The organism is Brenneria rubrifaciens, from assembly GCF_005484945.1.
GTDB lineage: Bacteria > Pseudomonadota > Gammaproteobacteria > Enterobacterales > Enterobacteriaceae > Brenneria > Brenneria rubrifaciens.
The window spans coordinates 2707081-2725410 of the sequence record NZ_CP034035.1; the positions used below are offsets into that span (position 1 = coordinate 2707081).

At 53.8% G+C, this 18330-nt stretch carries 13 protein-coding genes; 5 read left to right on the top strand and 8 right to left on the bottom strand.

Annotated features, from left to right (window positions below; genetic code table 11):
- Nucleotides 1-4: 4 nt before the first annotated feature.
- Together pstA and EH207_RS12360 are read right to left on the bottom strand one after the other, a co-directional pair.
- Nucleotides 5-1681, bottom strand: a complete 1677-nt coding sequence (gene pstA / locus EH207_RS12355) for a phosphate ABC transporter permease PstA (RefSeq protein ID WP_137714256.1) — start codon at nt 1679-1681, stop codon at nt 5-7.
- On the bottom strand, nt 1678-3840 hold the full coding sequence (locus tag EH207_RS12360; RefSeq protein WP_137714257.1) for an ABC transporter permease subunit: 2163 nt from the start codon (nt 3838-3840) through the stop codon (nt 1678-1680). Before EH207_RS12360 ends, pstA begins: the two co-directional genes overlap by 4 nt.
- 302 nt (nt 3841-4142) lie before the next feature.
- On the opposite strand from EH207_RS12360, the gene ppk1 reads away from it, so the two are divergent.
- From ppk1 to mgtE, 3 genes are all read left to right on the top strand, one after another.
- Nucleotides 4143-6215 (top strand): polyphosphate kinase 1, encoded by a 2073-nt coding sequence (ppk1, locus tag EH207_RS12365; RefSeq protein ID WP_137714258.1) that lies wholly within the window; start codon nt 4143-4145, stop codon nt 6213-6215.
- Nucleotides 6215-7750: an exopolyphosphatase gene (gene ppx, locus EH207_RS12370; RefSeq protein WP_137714259.1), complete on the top strand. Its 1536-nt coding sequence runs from the start codon at nt 6215-6217 to the stop codon at nt 7748-7750. The genes ppk1 and ppx overlap by 1 nt, the downstream gene beginning before the upstream one ends.
- Nucleotides 7751-8509: 759 nt before the next feature.
- Complete coding sequence (mgtE, locus tag EH207_RS12380) at nt 8510-9934, top strand: magnesium transporter (RefSeq protein WP_137714261.1); 1425 nt, start codon at nt 8510-8512, stop codon at nt 9932-9934.
- Nucleotides 9935-9973: 39 nt separating this feature from the next.
- Here mgtE and galK read toward each other — a convergent pair whose 3' ends face one another.
- Entirely contained in the window at nt 9974-11137 is a 1164-nt protein-coding gene (gene galK, locus EH207_RS12385; protein WP_137714262.1) for a galactokinase, read from the bottom strand.
- Between the two features lie 9 nt (nt 11138-11146).
- Nucleotides 11147-12187, bottom strand: coding sequence for a galactose-1-phosphate uridylyltransferase (gene galT, locus EH207_RS12390; protein ID WP_137714263.1), 1041 nt, complete (start codon nt 12185-12187; stop codon nt 11147-11149).
- Between the two features lie 523 nt (nt 12188-12710).
- Here galT and galR point away from each other — a divergent pair.
- Together galR and EH207_RS12400 are read left to right on the top strand one after the other, a co-directional pair.
- The gene (gene galR, locus EH207_RS12395) at nt 12711-13724 is read left to right on the top strand and encodes an HTH-type transcriptional regulator GalR (RefSeq protein WP_137714264.1); all 1014 of its coding nucleotides are present in this window, start codon (nt 12711-12713) and stop codon (nt 13722-13724) included.
- 261 nt (nt 13725-13985) lie between these two features.
- Nucleotides 13986-15182 carry a NupC/NupG family nucleoside CNT transporter gene (locus EH207_RS12400; RefSeq protein WP_137714265.1) on the top strand — a complete coding sequence of 399 codons (1197 nt, stop codon included), beginning with the start codon at nt 13986-13988 and terminating at the stop codon, nt 15180-15182.
- Nucleotides 15183-15235: 53 nt separating this feature from the next.
- Here the strand turns inward: EH207_RS12400 and EH207_RS12405 are convergent, their stop codons facing one another.
- Genes EH207_RS12405 through EH207_RS12420 form a run of 4 tightly spaced genes read right to left on the bottom strand, consistent with a single transcriptional unit; the run spans nt 15236 to nt 18298 of the window.
- Nucleotides 15236-16120 (bottom strand): arginase family protein, encoded by an 885-nt coding sequence (locus EH207_RS12405; RefSeq protein ID WP_137714266.1) that lies wholly within the window; start codon nt 16118-16120, stop codon nt 15236-15238.
- 26 nt (nt 16121-16146) lie between these two features.
- Complete coding sequence (locus tag EH207_RS12410; protein ID WP_137714267.1) at nt 16147-16839, bottom strand: ABC transporter permease; 693 nt, start codon at nt 16837-16839, stop codon at nt 16147-16149.
- The gene (locus EH207_RS12415; protein WP_137714268.1) at nt 16836-17525 is read right to left on the bottom strand and encodes an ABC transporter permease; all 690 of its coding nucleotides are present in this window, start codon (nt 17523-17525) and stop codon (nt 16836-16838) included. The genes EH207_RS12410 and EH207_RS12415 overlap by 4 nt, the downstream gene beginning before the upstream one ends.
- 5 nt (nt 17526-17530) lie before the next feature.
- The gene (locus EH207_RS12420) at nt 17531-18298 is read right to left on the bottom strand and encodes a transporter substrate-binding domain-containing protein (protein ID WP_137714269.1); all 768 of its coding nucleotides are present in this window, start codon (nt 18296-18298) and stop codon (nt 17531-17533) included.
- Nucleotides 18299-18330: the final 32 nt, after the last annotated feature.

Genomic DNA, 18330 nt, shown 5'->3' on the forward strand with positions numbered 1-18330 from the left:
ACATTCAGAATGACAGCGTACGATATTTTTCGCGCAACACATGGCGTATGCCAATCGCCGCAAGATTCAGCCCAACCACAATCAAGACCAGCAACAACGCGGTGATATAAACCAACGGCCGCGACGCTTCCACATCGGGGCTTTGAAAAGCCAGATCGTAAATCTGAAAACCAAGATGCATAAACTTCCGCTCAAGATGAAGGTAAGGAAAAATATCATCAACCGGCAATACCGGTACGGATTTTACTACGCCCACCAACATCAGCGGCGCCGTTTCACCCGCCGCGCGCGCCACGGCAAGAATCAGCCCGGTGAGCATAGCGGGCACCGCCATCGGCAAAACCACATGCCACAGCGTTTCCGCTTTGGTCGCGCCGAGCGCCAGCGAACCATAACGCACCGACATCGGAATGCGCGATAACCCTTCCTCCGTGGCGACAATCACCACCGGAAGCGTAAGCAATGCCAGCGTCAAGGAAGCCCACAATAGGCCGGGGGTGCCAAACGTCGGGCTGGGCAATCTCTCGGAATAGAAGAGCTGATCCAGCGTACCGCCTATAAGATAGACAAAAAATCCCAGCCCGAAGACGCCATACACAATGGACGGCACGCCAGCCAGATTGACTACGGCGATCCTTACCCAGCGCGTCAGACTATTTTTACCGGCATATTCGTGTAAATACACCGCGGCCACCACCCCCAGCGGCATGACGATGATCGACATCAGAATCACCATCAACACCGTGCCGAAAATTGCCGGTAACAGGTGCCCCGAACTGTTACTGTCGGGCGAATAGTAGGTCAGCATGTACCCGACCTGCCGCCCCCAGTGCCGGAGTTTATCGCCCAGCCCCATCGCGTTGGGATACCAGGCCTGCTCAATGTCTTTCAACGGCACGAAATAAGCCGTTCCTTTGGCATCACGCAGTTGCACCTCGTCACGGTTGATTTGCTGATTCAGTAGGCTCAATTGCTGTGACAGTTCATCAAAATGCCGCCGCAGTTCAATTCGTTCGGCGTTCAGGCGGGCCTGCGCCTGACTATCCAGCGTATTTTCCCGCTGTCGTTGCTTTTCTTCCAGACGCAACTTCTCAAACTGCTGATTCAGCTGTTCCATATCGCCAAGTCGAATCGATTGCGCCATCGCCAGCAATTCCTGAACCTGACTCACTCGACGCTGAAAGGTGCCTGGCAAGTCATTGGCCAGCATCGGCTGCCCATCCTCCAGCATGCCAGCCAAATAGCCATAGGCCATGTCGTTGCCGGCGCGTTTAATCGCCAGCAAATCGGCTGGTTTACGCATACTGGCGATATCGCGGGATAACAGCGTACGAAAGCTTTGCCGGTAGATTTCGCGCTGGCCGATTTTAATCAAATAGCGCGTTTCGGATTTTCCTGCCTGCACCGGCAATCCCGCATTGCTGAGCTGCTCTGGCGACAGGGTTTGCTCCCCGTAAATTTCGCCGATCAGCGCCCTCGGCCCGCCTGAACCGTCCGATAGGGTTTCACTCTGCGCAATACTGTCTTGCAAGGTGAATAGCCATACGGGTTGCGGCCACAAATAACGCATCCCCTGACCGACCAGCAGGACGAAAATGGTTAGCATTGCCAGCAGGCTGATACTGATGGACGACGCGGTCAACCATATCCACGGCCTGCCGGAACGTAACCAATACCTCACGCGTTTTCTCCTTCGTCACGATAGCGCTGGCGTAAACGCTGGCGAATCGACTCAGCCAGTGTGTTCACGATAAAAGTGAAGACAAAGAGTATCAGCGCGGTCAGAAACAGTACCCGATAGTGACTGCTGCCGAACGCCGCTTCCGGCATTTCAATGGCGATATTCGCCGCCAGTGAACGTAGCCCCTGAAGCAATCCTTCATCCATAATCGGGGTATTGCCCGTCGCCATTAGCACAATCATGGTTTCTCCCACGGCGCGGCCAAAGCCCAGCATCAGCGCCGCAAAAATCCCGGCGCTGGCAGACGGCAACACTACACGCCACAAGGTTTGCCACAGCGTGGCGCCCAGCGCCAACGATCCCTGACTCAACCGGGGAGGTACGCTGAACAACGCATCTTCAGCCAGCGAAAAAATCAGCGGCGTCAGCGCAAACCCCAGCGCGACGCCCACCACCAGCGTATTGCGCTGGACAAAACACTCCCCCAACCATTGGTACAAGGGCTGCCCCCATATCCACATGTCCAGTATCGGGGCAAGCCAACAGCCGAAAATCAGGGTCAGGAAAATGGCGGGCAGCAGGATCAAGGCATCCCACCCGGAGGGAAACTCGCGATGAATGCAGGCAGGAAGGCGTTCAATCAGCCAACCGCAGCCCAGTACGGTAAGCCCCCACAGCACCGGCATAACCAAAATGGCGGAAAGATAGGTTTCAAAATGAGGGGCCAGCCAGATGGCGGCAATCAGGCCGATCACCACCGTAGGCAACGCGCCCATGATCTCCATCGCGGGTTTAATCCAGCGGCGCACCGCGGGCGACATGAAGCTGGCGGTATAAACGGCCGCCGAGAGCGCCAGCGGCGTGGCGAAAAGCATGGCGTAAACCGCGGCTTTCAAGGTGCCCAGCATCAGCGGCATCATACTGAACTTTGCCTGATAGCTGTTTTCCGCCGATGTGGATTGCCAGATATAATCCGGTTCCGGGTAGTTTTCATACCACAGCTTTTGCCACAAACCGCGCCAACCGATATCGGGATGAGGGTTATCAACCTGCCAGACCTGCCAGCCCTGCGCCGTTTCAGCCAGCATCGCTCTACCGCGCGGGGAAAACGCAAGTTGCCGCACATTCGGCGGCAATGTTTTGGTCAACTGCGCGCCCGGTTGTTTGCTGGCAAACAGCGACAGATCCCCCTGGGCCGTCAATGTCGCAAATACCCGCCGCTGCGCTTCGGCAACCAGTAATGTCGCCGGTGCCGCAGGGAACTGGCGAATCTCCGTCAGTTGCATGCCCTTGTCTGTCGGCACATCAAACCATTGGCTGATGCGCCCATCGGCGGACTGAACCAGCAGTGAACGCCCGCCGGACAATAACGCCAGACGTAACGGCCCCGGCACGTTCAACCGCTGGATTTCCCGCAGCCGCAATGAATTTGACTCAAACTGCCACAGGCTGATTGCCGTCCCATCAAGAAGGAAAATCTGCCGTCCATCCGGCGTCAGCAGCAGTTGCTCGACGGTTCTGTTCGCAAGCGCGACCTGCGCTTTTTGCTGTACGCCGTTCTCCCCCACTTCCGTGAGCGACAGACGATTATCCTGGGTTATCGCCGCCACTATCAGACGATCTTCCGCGACGGACGCCACGGCCAAACGACGCAGCGGCTGCGCAGGTAACCCCAGCGACAAGGGCTGTTTACCAAACGGATATCGCCAGTAGGCGGGCGGCAGATCACGCAGCGGCAAAACCGGTTGCACAACGCGGACCCTGCCATCCAACTGGCCCAGCACATAAATCTGCCGTTCGCCAAGGCTCTCGGCCGCCTGCGCCACGGAAGAGGCCAGAGGAATGCGTGCCGCCGGTTTGCCGGACGCCAGCGAGATGAATTCGCCGTAGCCTTGCCGATCGATCCGAAACCCGGTCTGTCCGTTATCGCTGATGCCGATCGCCACTGCCGGGTAGCTCAGGTTTAGCGACAGCGATTTTTGATCCCGGACAGACGGCGCAAGAAACAGCGGCGTGACGACATACAGCAGATAGAAAAAAATCAACAGCAGCGCCATCAGCACCAGCAATCCGCCGCCCACCACCACGCGGCGAGTCAGACGATCCATCAAAACCCGATGGCGATCCCGATGCTGTAATCTGTTTCCTGTATGTGCCATTGAACTCGCCGTTAGGGGTCTGCCGTCAAAATGAGATATACATTACTCTCCCGCAGAAAAAGCGGATAACATATGTTGCCTTTACACTCATAATATGACAATGGTAAGTCAGCGGGCGTATTCGATTTTATCGTCATCAGCGCGCCATAATGTTGTTATATATTGAGTGTTTCAAGTTACAGTTGCGTTGCCTATCGGTCACTGGACGGGCCGAACTTTTCAAGCGGCGTCATCGCACCTTGAAACCTACTGAAATAAGAATAATCGGATAGACCTCAGCATACTAATTGAATGGAGTAACAATGAGTCAGGACAAACTCTACATTGAGAAAGAGTTAAGTTGGTTGTCCTTTAATGAACGCGTACTTCAGGAAGCGGCGGATAAAAGCAACCCATTAATCGAGCGCATGCGCTTTCTTGGCATCTACTCCAGCAACCTTGATGAGTTTTACAAAGTCCGTTTTGCCGATCTTAAAAGGCGAATTCTGATTAACGAAGAACAGGGGTTGGACGGTAATCTACGCCGCCTTTTGGGAAAGATTCAGGCCCGCGTACTCAAAACAGACCAGATATTTGATAGTCTTTACAACGAATTATTGCTCGAAATGGCGCGCAACCAGATTTTCCTGGTCAACGAGCGCCAAGTCTCACCGAATCAACAGGAGTGGTTAAGAGAGTACTTCAGGCAGTTTTTACGCCCGCTCATCACGCCGATACTGATCCTGCACGACACCAATCTAGTACAGTTCCTGAAAGACGACTACACCTATCTGGCGGTCGAAATCATCCGTGGCGACCAAATCAATTACGCGCTGCTGGAAATCCCCTCGGACAAAGTGCCGCGTTTCGTCAATCTGCCGGCGGAAGCGCCTCGCCGCCGCAAGACCATGATCCTGATCGATAACATTCTGCGCTACTGTCTGGATGACATCTTCAACGGCTTTTTCGATTACGACGCCCTGAACGCCTATTCCATGAAGATGACCCGCGACGCGGAGTACGATCTGGTGACGGAAATGGAATCCAGCCTGTTGGAATTGATGTCATCCAGTCTGAAACAGCGCCTCACCGCGGAACCGGTGCGATTTGTCTATCAGCGCGATATGCCCGACGCCATGGTAACGGTGCTACAGGAAAAACTGGGGATCTCCTCCTACGACTCGGTCATCCCCGGCGGCCGCTACCATAACTTTAAAGACTTCATTAGCTTCCCGAATGTGGGCCGCGCCAGCCTGGTCAACAAACCGTTGCCACGTCTGCGCCACAACTGGTTCAACCATTTCCGTAATGGTTTTGACGCCATCCGCGAACGGGATGTCCTGCTTTATTATCCTTACCATACCTTCGAGCATGTGCTGGAACTGCTGCGGCAGGCTTCGTTTGACCCCAGCGTACTGGCTATCAAAATCAATATTTACCGCGTGGCGAAAGATTCCCGTATCATCAATTCGATGATCCATGCCGCGTACAACGGCAAGAAAGTCACCGTGGTCGTGGAGTTGCAGGCCCGATTCGACGAAGAGGCCAACATCCAATGGGCCAAGCGGCTGACCGAAGCCGGCGTTCATGTGATCTTCTCGGTGCCGGGACTGAAAATTCACGCGAAGTTGTTTTTAATCTCGCGCCGCGAGGGAGAAAAGATTGTGCGTTACGCCCATATCGGCACTGGTAACTTCAATGAAAAAACTGCCCGCCTGTACACCGATTACTCGCTGATTACCGCCGATGAGCGAATCACCAACGAGGTACGCCGGGTATTCAACTTCATCGAGAACCCTTATCGCCCGGTCACTTTTGAGTACTTGCTGGTTTCGCCGCAAAACTCGCGTGACAAGCTTTATAAATTAATCGATAAAGAGATCGACAACGCACAGGCGGGGATCGAGGCAGGCATAAAGCTTAAGATTAACAATCTTGTCGATAAAGGGCTGGTGGAAAAGTTGTATCAGGCTTCCTCGGCAGGCGTTAGGATCAACCTTCTGGTTCGCGGCATGTGCTCGCTGATCCCGAACTTACCCGGCATCAGCGAAAATATACAGGTAACCAGCATTGTCGATCGTTATCTGGAGCACGACCGCGTGTATGTGTTCCACAACGGCGGCGATAAGAAGGTCTACCTCTCTTCCGCCGACTGGATGACGCGCAATATTGACTATCGAATTGAAGTGGCAGTCGAAATGCTCGACCCTATATTGAAAAACCGGGTATTGGAAATTTTGAATATCCTGTTCAGCGATACCGTGAAAGCCCGCGTCGTTGATAAAGAGTTGAGTAACCGCTATGTGGCGCGCGGCAACCGGCGTAAAGTCCGTGCGCAAAATGCCATCTATTATTACATCAAGGCGCTTGAGCAACCCGGAGATAAACCTGAATAATGCCATTAACGAATAAAGATAAAGACGATGTAAAACCCCAGGAATTTGCCGCAGTCGATCTGGGTTCCAACAGTTTTCATATGGTGGTGGCCCGCGTGGTAAACGGCGCGCTTCAGGTGCTCAGCCGTTTAAAACACCGGGTTCACCTGGTCGATGGCCTGGATAGCCAGAACATGCTCAGTGAGGAATCCATGGAGCGTGGTCTGAGCTGTCTGGCGCTGTTCGCCGAACGGCTACAGGGTTTTTCCGCGCTTAACGTCTCCATTGTGGGTACGCATGCCTTGCGTCAGGCGGCGAATGCGCAGGAATTTCTGCGCCGCGCCGCGGACATCATCCCCTATCCGATTGAAATCATCTCGGGCCATGAAGAAGCCCGTCTGATTTTTATGGGCGTTGAACATACTCAAGCTGAAAAGGGGCGCAAACTGGTTATCGATATCGGTGGGGGCTCTACCGAACTGGTTATCGGTGAAGACTTTGAGCCGATGCTGGTAGAAAGCCGACGCATGGGCTGCGTCAGCTTCGCGCAGCAGTTCTTCCCTAATGGCGAAATCAGCGAAACCAACTTCAAACGCGCCCGGCTAGCGGCCGCACAAAAACTGGAAACACTGGCCTGGCAATACCGTATTTACGGCTGGCAATACGCCCTCGGCGCGTCCGGTACGATCAAGGCCACGCACGAAATTCTGGTGGAGATGGGTGAGAAAGACGGCCTGATTACCCCGGAGCGTCTGGAGATGCTGCGCGGTCAGATTTTACAGTTCAAAAACTTTAAATCATTGAGCCTGCCGGGTTTGCCGGAAGATCGTCAGTCGGTGCTGGTTCCCGGTGTGGCGATTCTGTGCGGCATCTTCGACGCGCTGGCCATCAAAGAACTTCGTCTGTCCGATGGCGCCCTGCGTGAAGGCGTGCTGTATGAAATGGAAGACCGTTTCCGCCATCAGGATATCCGAATCCGCACCGCACAGAGCCTCGCCAGCCATTACAATATCGATCGTGAACAGGCCCGCCGCGTCAAAGAAACCACCGAGCGGCTGTATTCGCAATGGGCGGAGCAAAACCCAAGTCTGATTCATCCGCAACTTGAAGCCATTCTAAACTGGGCCTCAATGCTGCATGAAGTCGGGCTGAGCATCAACCACAGCGGCTTGCATCGCCATTCGGCCTACATTCTGCAAAATACCAACCTGCCCGGCTTCAATCAGGAGCAACAATTCCTGCTTTCGCTGATAGTGCGTCTGCACCGTAAGGCCATTAAGCTGGAAGAGTTGCCGCGCTTGAATCTCTTTAAAAAGAAACAGTACTTGCCGATGGTGCAAGTGTTGCGTTTGGCGACGTTGCTCAATAACCAGCGGCAGGCGACCACCACGCCGGAAACGCTCAGGCTGGTGACGGACGACAGCTATTGGACGCTGATCTTCCCGCACGGGTTCTTTGCCCAGAACACGTTGGTTCAGCTTGATTTAGAGCGTGAACAGGAATACTGGCAGGATGTGACAGGCTGGAAACTGATTATTGAAGAAGAAAAAGCCTGATCACCACGCCAACAATGCTGGCGCCGAACGATTTTCCAGCATTGTTGGTGACGATTCCCCCCGGCACTTGATGCCTGCTCTGCTGAAAAAAGAGAGTAAAGCTTACCGTCTGTTACCGATAATGAAAAAGCGGCGCCGCTTTTTTACCCCGACTGATTGACCTATTCCGCTGCTTGTGTCTAAATAAACCTTAGCGAATGTCCGCTTCCACTGGAGACTTACCGGTAATGTCCACGCTTACCCATAAACGACGAATATCAATACGCCCTCGACGAAGTGGTTCCCGTATTGCTCGTGCCGTATTACTCATCAGTTTTATCATTCTCTTAGGTCGTTTCGCCTACTCCACCGTCAGCGCATTTTCTTATCATCAGAGCAAACAACAACCGCGTATCGAACACTCCTTCACGTCTGCTGGGGATGTGCCAATTTATAAGAAAGAATAACGCCAAACCTATTCCAACTCCGCCCCATTTATATTCTGATTGTGATTAACCAGGACGCCTACGTTTTCGCCCTGTTACGCCCCTCTTCCGCGATATATCCTATCTGGCGACCTACATCATGTCATCATTCCGATCCCCCTACGCCATCGAAACTCGGATATTCTTAATTCTCTGATTTTGCGCTACATTTATTCATGAATGGAGATTCACTGGGTTACGCGCTCCATGTGATACCTCTGCATAAACGTCAAAGACAAGACAACGGAAATAAAAAACAGGCCGGGAATTCCAATATATAAAGCGGAAATCACTCATGTCGACAGTAAAAAAGCTCAGCGCCCAGCGGCGGCGTATCTCACTTCTATTATTGGAAAACAGGGCGCTGGTTGAAGACATTATCAGCCGGCGGCCCCGCGATAGGGACAAAGAAAACAAGGCCCTGATCGATCAAACAGCCGAAATCTGCCTGTTGATCGCCGAATTACACGCCGCCGACCTTGCCGATCTTCTGGAATCATTGCCGCATGATGAACGTCTGGCGTTATGGCGTCTGATCCCCATAGAAAAACGCGGACGCGTGTTGATTGAGGTGTCGGATAACATTTCTGACGACCTGATCAACGACATGAAGGATAAAGAAATCCTCAGAGCCGTGCGCATATTGGATGTGGATGAACAGGCGCAGCTATCACGTCGCTTGCCCCGCCATCTGCTGGGGAGAATATTGACCGCGCTGGAAACCAGGCAGCGGGCGCAACTACAGAAAGCCATCAACTACGACGAAGATTGCATCGGCTATCTGATGGATTTTAAACTCCTCACCGTCCGTGCCGATGTGACGCTGGCCACGGTTCAGCGCTACCTGCGTTATCGCAAATCCATCCCCGACGCCACTGATAAGCTGTTCGTTACCGATCGAAAGAATACCCTGGTTGGTGAGCTCTCTCTGGCCGATATTTTACTGCACTCGCCTCAAACGCCGGTTTCGACGGTAATGGAAACCCATCCGCTGATGTTTCAGCCCGAAGATAGCCTTGAAGAAGCGGCAGGCGCATTTGAACGTTACAACCTGATTTCCACCGCCGTCGTCGATAGCAAAGGCAAACTGATGGGACGCCTGACGGTTGAAGATATTGTGGACGTGGTGAATAAAGAAAGCGACAGCCATCTGCGCCGTTCAGGGGGATTAGCCCCTTCCGAAGATGTCTACGCACCGGTCTACAAAGCGGTGCGGAGCCGCTGGATCTGGCTGGCCATCAATCTGTGTACCGCGCTGATCGCCTCACGCGTCATCGGCCTGTTTGAAGATACGCTCGCCCATCTGGTGGCGCTGGCGACGCTGATGCCCATTGTCGCCGGTATCGGAGGCAACACAGGCAATCAGACGACAACCCTGATTGTCCGGGCATTGGCCCTGCACCAGTTAGAACATGGCAAAAAGTCCTACCTGTTGCTGAAAGAACTGGGCGTGGCGCTGGTCAACGGCGCGGTATGGGGATCAGTTATGGGTGTCGTGACCTATGCACTGTACGGTGATGCCGCCATGGGCGGTGTGATGATGCTGGCCATCTTGCTCAACCTGCTGCTGGCGGCGCTGATGGGCGTACTGATTCCCCTGTCGATGATGGCGCTTGGGCGCGACCCTGCGGTGGGGTCCAGCGTGCTGATCACGGCGATCACCGATACCGGCGGATTTTTTATTTTTCTGGGTCTGGCGACGGTATTTTTATTACCATGACAGGCATCAGCCACGTTACGCCAAAATCAGGGCTTAATCTTAACGCAGTTTCCCAGCCCCATCGGAAGGCTGACACGGATAAATCGCGGGGGTTAAGCCGGTGCGGGCCGGATATTCGCGTTCAATTACCTGAACCACCTCATCCGTGAGCGCCGATGGGATCAGCGCCACCACACAGCCGCCAAAACCACCGCCGGTCATCCTCGCGCCCCCACGCTTGCCGACATAGTCTTGAATCAGCGCAACCAGCGCATCGATCTGCGGCACCGTGATTTCAAAATCATCGCGCATGGAGACGTGCGATTCCGCCATCAGCCTGAACAAACGTTTCGCATCCTGACGCGACAGCGCATCAGCGGCTTCCAGTGTGCGCCGGTTTTCCGTAATGACATGCCGGGCGCGCTTGAACGCCAGCGGATCAAGACCCGCCGCGCCCGCCTCAAATTGCGGCAGAGAAAGATCGCGTAGCGCCTTGACGCCAAAATGACCCGCCGCCGCTTCACACTGCCGGCGGCGGGTGTTGTATTCACTGTCCACCAGACCGCGGCGCACGTTGGAATTGACAATCAGCACGTCCACGCCCGCCAACATCCGTACCGCGCGTCCTTCCAGAGAGCGGCAGTCGATCAGCAGCGCATGGCCCGCCCGCCCTTGCGCGGAAATAAACTGATCCATGATGCCGCAGCGACAGCCCACGAACGCGTTTTCAGCCTGCTGCCCCACCAGAGCAAGCTCCAACTGACTCACATTCAGGCTGTTCAATGTTTTGAACGTCTGACCGATCGCCACCTCCAGCGAAGCCGAAGAACTCAGACCCGCGCCCGACGGCACATTCCCTAAAATCACCATATCCATACCGCTGAGCGGCAATCCGCGCGCCCGTAAAAACTTGACGGTTCCCCGCACATAGTCGGCCCACGTGTATTCAGGATGACGTTCAATGTCATAGGCAAGATCGAACTCGTCCTGCTGGTTATGGCAGTTTATCGCCGCCACCCGCACCAGGCTGTCCTGCCGCACGGCGGCGGCGATCACCGTCTGATAGTCAATCGCGCAGGGCAAAACAAAACCATCGTTATAGTCGGTATGTTCGCCAATCAGGTTAACCCGACCAGGCGCCTGGACACTGACGTCCGGCGCATAGCCGAACATCCCGGCAAAAACGGATTCGACAGACTGTCGCAGAGAATCGATGCGGCTCATAAAATGACCTCAAATTTGCTCACGAAAATGAATATCGCTAACGCTGCGCAGACGTTCAGCGGCCTGCTCTGCCGTCAAATCGCGCTGCGCCTCGGCCAGCATTTCATAGCCGACCATAAACTTGCGCACGCTGGCGGAACGCAATAGCGGAGGATAAAAGTGAGCGTGCAGTTGCCAGTGAGCATTGTCCTGGCCGTTAAAGGGCGCGCCGTGCCACCCCATCGAATAGGGAAATGAACACTGGAACAGATTGTCATAACGGCTGGTCAGTTTTTTCAACGCCACACCCAGATCGTCTCGCTGGCCATCGTTCAGTTGCGGCAGCCGTTGTACGGCAAACTTGGGCAGCAGCAAGGTCTCATACGGCCAGGACGCCCAATAAGGGACAACCGCCAGCCAACATTCCGTTTCCACCACCAGACGCGTTCCCTCCGCCCGTTCGCGCCGGGCATAGTCCAACAGCAGCGGTGAAACATATTGAGCTAAGTAGTCACGCTGTCGCCGATCTTCACACTGCGCTTCATTCGGTAAAAAATCGTTGGCCCATACCTGTCCGTGCGGATGCGGATTGGAACAACCCATCATCGCGCCTTTATTTTCAAAAACCTGAACCCATGAATAACGCTCTCCCAATGCCGATGTTTGCTGGCTCCAGGTGTTGATCACCTCTCTCAGCGCAGGCAGGGATAGCTCAGGCAAACTTTTACCGTGATCGGGCGAGAAGCAGATTACGCGACTGACGCCCCTGGCCCGCTCAACGCGAAACAGCGGATCGTTGCTGAAAGGCACCGTCGGTGTATCTTCCATCAAGGCGGAAAAATCGTTCGTAAAAACGAACGTTCCCTGATACGGCGGATTAATGTCGCCGGTAATCCGGCTGTTGCCCGCGCACAGGTAGCAGGCCGGGTCATAGGACGGCGGGGTATTGCGATCGGGCGCTTCCTGCTGCCCTTGCCACGGGCGTTTGGCCCGATGTGGCGACACCAGCACCCAGTCTCCTTTCAACGGGTTAAAACGGCGGTGCGGATGTTCGGTTGGTTCAAACAGCATAAGATCATTCCCCCAAAACGTGACATAAACCCGGTATGAGCGCGGATGTCAGCCGTCTGCCCGGATGTCCCACGCCATCGCTTTTGTCAGGAAAATAGGACGGATGCGCTAACGGCCCAACAAGGTGTAATCAGTTTCACAAAAAGGAAACCACGGATATCCTCAGCGCGGCAGCGTCCGTGAAAACAACCTCATTAATTTATCATTTAGGTGTAATCGGTTACCCTAAATTTAAACCTCGGCATACCGTTTGGAAAGCGGCTGTCAAACGCAATTGTTGCTGCCGATCACATAAGTACGATCCCAATACCGCGAAAAGAGGAGGAATAGGTAACATTAATAAAAAATCGGACATTTAGACTCGACAACGTACCTATTTCTTCTTTTTAACCTGTGGATTGGGCTATATACCTAAATTCATTGGAGTGGCCTGCGGCGACTTCAAGGAAAAAGGAATATAAATCATAAAAATCTCTGGCGTTTATGTCACACGACAACGCATTTCACCGTTCAGGAATGCTTAATGGCAACAATAAAGGATGTCGCTCGTCTATCAGGCGTCTCCGTTGCGACGGTTTCCCGGGTCATCAATGACTCCCCGAAAGCCAGCAGCGCTTCACGCGACGCCGTGCATAAAGCAATGGCGGAGTTACAATATCATCCCAATGCAAATGCAAGCGCCCTTGCCCACCAACGTGCTAAAACGCTTGGCATTGTGGTCGCAGATGTTTCCGATCCCTTCTTCGGCGCCATGGTAAAATCCGTGGAGCATTTCGCGCAGACGACAGGAAAATTCCTGCTCATCGGTAATGGCTATCACAATGCCGATCGGGAGAAAAAGGCGATCGAGCAGTTGATTCGTCATCGCTGCGCCGGATTGGTGGTGCACGCCAAGATGATTCCCGATCAGGAACTGGCGGCGTTAATGGGGCATATTCCTGACATGGTGTTGATCAATCGTACGCTGCCGGGTTATGACTCTCGTTGTGTCGCGTTGGATGACCGCTACGGTGCGTGGCTATCCGCCCGCCATTTGATTCAGGAGGGACATCAGAAAATCGGTTTTCTCTGCTCGGACCACCAGATTTCCGACGCATTCGATCGTCTGCAAGGCTATATCGATGCCTTACATGAGCACGGTATCGCGCCGGATGAACGCCTGATTGCACGGGCATCACCGGATGAGTCGGGCGGCGAATCAGCGATGACCGAATTGCTCAGCCGCGGCGGGAATATGACGGCAATAGTGTGCTACAACGACGCGATGGCGGCCGGCGCCCTGTCGGTGCTGAGCGATAACAGTATCAGCGTGCCGCAGGATATGTCCGTGGTGGGGTTTGATGATGTCCTGCTCGCCCGTTATCTGCGCCCGCGGTTAACCACCATACATTATCCGGTTACAGCGATGGCCATGCACGCGGCGGAGCTGGCCGTGGCGCTCTCCGAGGGGACGCCGCACCCAAAAACCACCAATATCTTCATCCCCACATTGGTTCGCCGCCATTCCGTCGGCGCGCCGCCGCAAAATAAAAGGTAGCGCAAAGCGTGGCGTCACCCTGTCTGAATGGCACTGGACGAATCTGACAGGGTTAACGCGCTTTTATTGATGCAAATATCGCCGTCAAGGGTGCCATCAGAATAATGAATGAACAAAAGCGCCCTAATAACAAGATGCGCCATTTAGTTTAGTGGCCCGCCAAAGATATAATTGCGGTTTTGAGTTCTCCATCTCATTTTTAATGTACATGTTACATAGAATGGCGTGGAAAACTTGGTCTGCCTCATATCTGGAGCCAACATGTCCCTATCCCATATTGCGCAATTTATTTTGGCGTTGATTGTGGTTGCAGCTCTCGCGCTACTGGTTTGCCAGGATCGTAAAAGCATCCGCATTCGTTTTATTATCCAACTGCTGGTTGTTGAAATTCTGCTTGCCTATTTTTTCCTCTACTCGAATATCGGGCTGGGTGCGGTAAAAGGGGTCGCGTCGCTCTTCGATAAACTGCTCGAATTCGCCGGTCAGGGAACGGACTTCGTCTTCGGTGATATGGTCAACAGTGAAAAGAACCTGGTTTCGTTCTTCTTCAAAGTGCTTTGCCCTATCGTCTTCATTTCCGCGCTGATCGGGATTTTGCAATACATCAAACTGCTGCCCATCATCATTCGCCTGATCGGTACGGTACTGTCCAAAGTGAACGGCATGGGGAAACTTGAATCTTTCAACGCCGTCAGTTCACTGATTCTCGGCCAGTCCGAAAACTTCATCGCCTACAAAGACATTCTGGGCAAGATGTCCGAAAAACGCATGTACACCATGGCCGCCACCGCCATGTCGACGGTTTCCATGTCCATCGTCGGCGCTTATATGTCCATGCTGGATGCCAAGTTCGTGGTTGCCGCACTGATCCTGAATATGTTTAGCACCTTTATCGTGCTATCACTTATCAACCCTTACACCGTGGACGACGAGCCAGAGCTTCAGTTAGGTAACCTGCACGAAGGGCAAAGCTTTTTTGAAATGCTGGGCGAATACATTTTGGCCGGTTTCAAGGTCGCGGTTATCGTTGCCGCCATGCTGATTGGCTTTATTGCCCTGATCGCCGCCATTAACGCCATTTTCAGCGCCGTCTTCGGCGTAAGCTTCCAGGAAACCCTCGGCTACGCGTTCTACCCGTTGGCCTGGATTATGGGTATTCCTTCCCATGAAGCCTTGCAGGTTGGCAGCATCATGGCGACCAAACTGGTTTCCAACGAATTCGTGGCCATGCTGGAACTGCAAAAAGTGGCGGATACCCTGTCGCCGCGCAGCGTGGGTATCCTGTCCGTGTTCCTGGTCTCTTTCGCCAACTTCTCATCGATCGGTATTATCGCCGGCGCGATTAAAGGTCTGAATGAACAGCAAGGAAACGTGGTTTCCCGCTTTGGCCTGAAGCTGGTTTACGGCTCAACGCTGGTGAGTATTCTTTCCGCGTCCATTGCAGGGTTGGTGCTGTAACACGATGGATAAACCGGGAATACGCTGTTCCCGGTTTATCCCTGAACGATTCGCTATTGCGCCTGACTGCCGTACACCGCGAAAGTAAAGGCCAGATAAGCGGCCAGCGTCGACGTCATATCGCCCACATCTTTCGTCGGATTGACTTCGGTAATCGCCATTGCCGCGCAGTGCTGAGCCAGCATCGCCACCATATGCAATGCCTGATCGGAACTGATACCGCCGGGTTCATGCGCACCGGCGCCTGGTGCATAAGCGGGATCGACCGAATCAATATCAAATGACAGGAACAGATGATCGGCGTGTTTTACCCGATCCAGAATACGTTCAACCGTCGCCTCCGGCCCCAGCTTCAACACTTCCCGGGCGGAAAGATGCACTAAATCATGCTCATGCTTGAACTGACCTGACGCGGGGAAATTAAAGTGACGTTCACACACCTGAATACAATCCGTGGGCGCAATACGATCCAGTTCCAGTGAACGGCGCATACCGCTTGATTGGCTGTGACGCCCCTGCCGCTCACTTTCATCCATCAAATCCAGGTGCGCGTCGAAGTGAATAATGCCAATTCGCCCCGGCAGGGAATCATGTACGCCCTTCGCCACCGGGAATAGCAGGCTGTCGTCACCGCCGATCATGATAGGGACGTGTCCACGTTCAATCGAGGCACTGACGGCTTCACAGGTGGCAGCGAAAGTTTTCAGGGTATCGTTGGGGATAACCTTCACATCGCCCCGGTCGATCAGCAGTTGTTCCCCGACGTCCATCTCGGTATCGGTTTCCAGGCAGTAAATTTTCCCTTGCTGAATACGCATGTTGATCCAGCGCGCGCATTCACGCACTCGCGCAGGCGCATAACGCGAACCAGGCCAACCCAGGGTAGATTCGCCATCGAACGGAATCCCCCATAAATCAAACTGCCTTTTACTTTTCATATCAACCTCAATAAGCGGAAAAAGTATTAGCCGCGTGGTGACTTCAGATAGCCGGCATAACGTTTCTCGGCATAGCGGAACACGGCAACCAGCAGCAAGGTCAGAATCAGATAAATCACGCCAGCGGCGACATAGGGCTCAAACTGAATGTAATAATTCAGGCTGATATTGCGCGCCACTCCGGTGATTTCCATCAGCGTGACGGTGCTTGCCAGCGAGGTGGCATGCAGCATCATGATGGTTTCATTGCCGTATAACGAAAGCGAACGCGTCAGCATCGCCGGTAATAAAATGCGTCTCACCACCACAGGAGACGACATACCAAAGGCTTTGGCCGCTTCGATTTCACCGGCGGGCAAATGGCGCAGGCCGCCAGCAAAAATTTCCGTGGTATAAGCCGTGGTGTTGAGCACAAACGCCAGCAATACGCAGACCAACGGGCTGGATAGCCAGGGCCACAGTACGCTGGCGCGCAGTAGATCAAACTGGGCCAGCCCGTAGTAAATCAGGAATAACTGGATCAGTAACGGCGTACCGCGAAATATCAGGGTATACAGCGCAATCACGCCACGGATCGCTTTGGGAGCGCCGTTACGAGCCAGCGCCAGGGCCAGTGAGAGGAAGAAACCGACGCCCAGCGATAAAAAAGTCAGCAGCAGCGTGAGCCCGGCGCCATGGGCATACAGCGCGAAATTCTCGGCAATCACGCCCCAGTTCATTGTCCCGCCTCCCGGACAACCAACGCGTAACGTTGCCCCAGCCACGTCAGCATTAACACCGACAGCAGCGTAATCGCCAGGTAAAAACCGCCGGCCAGCAAATAAAAGGTAAACGGCTGGCCGGTCGACTCCGCCGCGCCTTTGGCGCGGAACATAATATCTTCCAGCCCGAGCAGGGAAGCCAGAGCGGTGGCTTTCACCAATACCAGCCAATTATTGGTAAAACCGGGCAGCGCCAGGCGGATCATTTGCGGCAGGATAATTCTGCAAAACGTTTTGAATGGGCTAAAACCGAAGGCATGGGCGGCTTCAATTTCACCATAGGGAATATTCATCAGCGCGTAGCGGAATGTTTCCGTCATATAGGCGCCAAAAATAAGGCCGAGAGTGATAAAGCCCGCCATAAACGGGCTGAACTCAAGATGATGACCACCGCCAAGCTGCCCTATTATGTTATTAAGCAATGCGGGCAGGCTATAAAATACCAGCAACATCAACACCAGATCCGGAATTCCCCTGGCCAGCAAGGTATAGGGCGCAATCATATAATTCAGCCAGCGATTGCCGGACTGTTTACCCAATGCGCACAGCAGGCCGAGAACCACCGCCAACAGCAGGGCTAACAATGCCAGTTGGATTGTTACCCAGCCTGCATCCAGAACCATGAAGAAGTAGTCGCTTGACATATCGGTCACTCAGCAGGAAAGTATTTCTTGTTCAGCGCATCCAACTGGCCGTCGGCCCGCACCTTGGCTAACCCCTGATTGATTTTATTCAGCAACGCCGTGTTGTTTTTATTAATGGCGATCGCCACTCCCTCACCGAATTCAGGCGCATCTTTTCCGGTCAGACGCGGGCCGACCAACGCATAGTTTTTGCCGTTTTCCTTTTCCAGAAAGCTACTGACAATCTGTGCTTCGTAGCTCATGTGCACGTCGGCACGGCCTGCGGTAAGCTCAAGATAGGGAGCGCTGCCGCCGTCATAGCGTTTGATAATGCTCTGCCGGTAGTTTTTTGATACGTAGGCATCCATCGGCGTACCGGTCTGCACCGCAATCACTTTCCCCTTCAGTCCTTCAGGGCTGGTATCGGTGATAGCGCCTTTACGCGCCACAAAACGAAATACCGGATGCTGATAAATATCGCTGAACGCCATCACCCTGCGGCGGGCCTCGGTCACCGTCAGTTGAGAGATCAACGCATCGTATTTGCGGTTAATCAGGCCGGGGATCATGCCATCCCAGGGCGCGTTGATAATATTGCACTCAAGCTCGGCGGCTTGGCATATTGCTTCGGCCAGATCGATATCGTAGCCGACAAGCTTGCCTGACGCGTCCACCGACTCAAACGGCGGGAATGTCGCATCGGTAGCGATAGTCACTTTCCCATCAGCCGCAAAAACCGAGCCAGCAAGCCCCAGGGCCGCGATTGCCAACAGTATTTTTGATATTTTCATCATTACATCCTCTGGTGTGGTGGGTTTTAAAACAT